The sequence below is a fragment of the Thermus sp. genome, assembly GCF_040290245.1.
In the GTDB taxonomy this organism is placed as follows: domain Bacteria; phylum Deinococcota; class Deinococci; order Deinococcales; family Thermaceae; genus Thermus_A.
Window position 1 is genome coordinate 1 of the sequence record NZ_PSMQ01000105.1, and the last position, 2,919, is coordinate 2,919.

Genomic DNA, 2,919 nt, shown 5'->3' on the forward strand with positions numbered 1-2,919 from the left:
CCAGCAAGTTCGCCCTCGAGGCTCTCGCCGATGCCCTCCGGGTGGAGCTTCTGCCCTTTGGGGTCAGGGTCTCTTTGGTGGAACCGGGTTCGGTGGCCACTCCTATCTGGGAGCGCTCCCTCCAGAGGGCAGAAGGTTTTCTGGAGCCTCCCCCGCCTGGAACCGAGGCCGTCTACGGGCGCTACTTGGACCTGGCCCGGAAGATGGCCCAGCAAAACGCCAGGCGGGGGCTTCCGCCAACCCAGGTGGCGGAGGGGGTTTGGAGGGCCCTCACCAGCCCCAACCCCAAGGCGCGTTACCTCATCGCCCACCCTAGTAGGGCCCGGCAGGTCTGGCTTTTACGCCTCCTCCCCACCCCCTTGCGCGACCGGCTGATCGCCCGGGTCATGGGGATTCAAGGCCCCACCTCGTAACGGCCGGTTGAAACCCCAGGGCCTTCGTTCCGGTTCCTGAAGGGTTTTGCATGCACCCCACCTCCTTCGCCACCCCGGCCGCATCTTACGGATCGATGACCCGGGGGTGGATCGGACAACCCTCCCCTCTGAGGAGGCATTGTGGCTCCGCCTTTACACGCCCAAGCCCAGGAAGGGTATCCTTAGGCCATGGGGTTTTTGGTGGAGGACCTCGGTCTCATGCCCTACCTCGAGGCCTGGGAGTACCAGAAGCGGGTCCACAAGGAGGTGGCCCAGGGCCTTCGGCCGGAGACCCTCCTCCTCGTGGAGCACCCTAGGGTCATCACCCTGGGCCGGAAGGCCACAGGGGAGAACCTCCTTTTTCCCGAGGCCTGGTACAAGGAAATGGGGTTTGAGCTCTTCTGGGTGGAGCGGGGGGGGGATGTGACCTACCACGGCCCCGGCCAGCTGGTGGGCTACCCCATCTTCCGGGTGGGCCGAAGGGTGCGGGAGTTTCTCCGCCGCCTCGAGGAGGCCATCATCCGGGTGGCCGCAAGCTACCAGATCCAGGCCTACCCCACCCCGGGGTATGCGGGGGTCTGGGTGGGAGAGGAGAAGCTTTGCGCCCTTGGCGTGGCGGTCAAGGAGGGCGTGAGCTTCCACGGCTTCGCCTTGAACGTCAACACCGACCTGAACGATTTTTCCGTGATCATCCCCTGCGGGCTTAAGGGGAAGGGGGTCACATCTTTGGAAAAAATTCTTGGATATAAGGTGCCCATGCCGGAGGTCAAGGCCCGGGTGGTGGCGGCCTTTGAGGAGGTGTTCGCGCGTGAAACCGCAGCTTAGAACGGTGGAGCTCGTGGGCCCGGACGGGGTGATCGAGCTCAAGGTGGTCAAAAACGGCCTGGCCCAGGCCCGGCCCGAGCCCGTGGACCGGAACAAACCCGCCTGGATCAAGGCCCCCCTGCCCACAGGGGCCGCCTACCAAAGGCTAAAAGGCCTGGTGAAGGAGCTCGGCCTTCACACCGTCTGCCAGGAAGCCCTCTGCCCCAACATCGGGGAGTGTTGGGCCCACGGGACCATGACCCTCATGCTCCTGGGGGGGATCTGCACCCGGGCCTGCAAGTTCTGCGCGGTGGACACGGGGAACCCCCGGGGGTACCTGGACCCCGAGGAGCCGGAAAAGGTGGCGGAGGCCGTGGCGGCCATGGGGGTGAGGTACGTGGTCCTCACCAGCGTGGACCGGGACGACCTCCCCGACGGTGGGGCGGCCCACTTCGCCGCCACCATCCGGGCCATCAAACGCCGCGCCCCTGGGGTCTTGGTGGAAGCCCTCACCCCGGACTTCCAAGGGGACCTTAAGGCGGTGGAGACGGTCCTGGAGGCGGGCCTCGAGGTCTTTGCCCACAACCTGGAGACCGTTCGCCGCCTTACCCCAAGGGTGCGCGACCCCCGGGCGGGGTACGACCAGTCCCTGAAGGTCCTGGCCCACGCCAAGCGTTACCGCCCCGAGGTCCTCACCAAAAGCAGCCTGATGCTGGGCCTGGGGGAGGAAGAGGAGGAGATCCGGGAGGCCATGCGGGACCTCCGGGCCGTGGGGGTGGATATCCTCACCCTGGGCCAGTACCTGAGGCCCACCCCCGCCCACCTGCCCGTGGAACGGTACGTGACCCCTGAGGAGTTCAAGAAGTACGAGGCCTGGGGGTATGAGGCGGGCTTCCGGGAGGTCTTCTCCGGCCCTTTGGTCCGGAGCTCGTACCGGGCGGACCGGGTCTTCCTGGAGGCCAAGGCACGATGAGGCTTTTCCTCTTTGACCTTCTGGCCCTCCTCCTTTTCGCAGTGGTGGGCCTCCTCTCCCATGGCCGGCCGGTGGACCCTGGGGGCATTGGGCGAACCCTTCTCCCCGTGCTCTTCGTCTGGCTCCTCCTTTCCCCCTTCCTTTCCACCTACCGGAGGCCCACCCTGGGAAACCTCCTTCTCACCTGGCTCCTGGCCTTTCCCGCGGGGCTTTGGCTTAGGGGGATGATCCTGGGCGAGCCCTTCGGGGTGGGGTTTTTCATCTTCCTGGCCGTGGCCATGGGCTTCAGCCTCCTCTTCCTCCTCCTCTTCCGGGGCCTGGCCAAGCTCCTAAAGGCCTGGTAAAAAGGACCTATGGAAACCCTGGCCTTTATCGGCCTTGGGGCGATGGGTTACCCCATGGCCGCCCACCTGGCCAAGAACCGGCCCACCTTGGTCTGGAACCGCACCTTTGAAAAGGCCCTAAAGCACCAGGCGGAATATGGCTCCCGGGCGGTTCCCCTGGAGGAGGTGGCGGAGGCCGAGGTGATCTTCACCTGCCTGCCCACCACCAAGGAGGTCATTGAGGTGGCGGAGGCCCTCTACCCCCTTTTACGGGCCGGGACCTACTGGGTGGACGCCACCAGCGGCGAGCCAGAGGCCAGTCGCAGGCTCGCGGAAAGGCTCGAGGCCAAGGGCGTGGTCTACCTGGACGCCCCGGTCTCGGGCGGGGTGGCGGGGGCGGAAAGGG

General features: G+C 66.1%; 5 protein-coding genes. All 5 read left to right on the forward strand.

Annotated elements, in window-relative coordinates; all coding sequences use genetic code 11:
- The coding region (locus tag C4301_RS09670; RefSeq protein WP_503012426.1) for a Rossmann-fold NAD(P)-binding domain-containing protein at window positions 1-413 on the forward strand (413 nt) is incomplete at its 5' end.
- A gap of 189 nt (window positions 414-602) precedes the next feature.
- A complete protein-coding gene (gene lipB, locus C4301_RS09675; RefSeq protein WP_352414860.1) occupies window positions 603-1,238 on the forward strand; it encodes a lipoyl(octanoyl) transferase LipB in 636 nt (211 codons plus the stop codon).
- Complete coding sequence (gene lipA, locus C4301_RS09680) at window positions 1,222-2,190, forward strand: lipoyl synthase (RefSeq protein WP_352414861.1); 969 nt, start codon at window positions 1,222-1,224, stop codon at window positions 2,188-2,190. The genes lipB and lipA overlap by 17 nt, the downstream gene beginning before the upstream one ends.
- Window positions 2,187-2,534 carry a DUF3054 domain-containing protein gene (locus C4301_RS09685; protein WP_352414862.1) on the forward strand — a complete coding sequence of 116 codons (348 nt, stop codon included), beginning with the start codon at window positions 2,187-2,189 and terminating at the stop codon, window positions 2,532-2,534. The genes lipA and C4301_RS09685 overlap by 4 nt, the downstream gene beginning before the upstream one ends.
- Before the next feature lie 9 nt (window positions 2,535-2,543).
- On the forward strand, window positions 2,544-2,919 hold a 376-nt coding region (locus tag C4301_RS09690), incomplete at its 3' end, for an NAD(P)-binding domain-containing protein (RefSeq protein WP_352414863.1).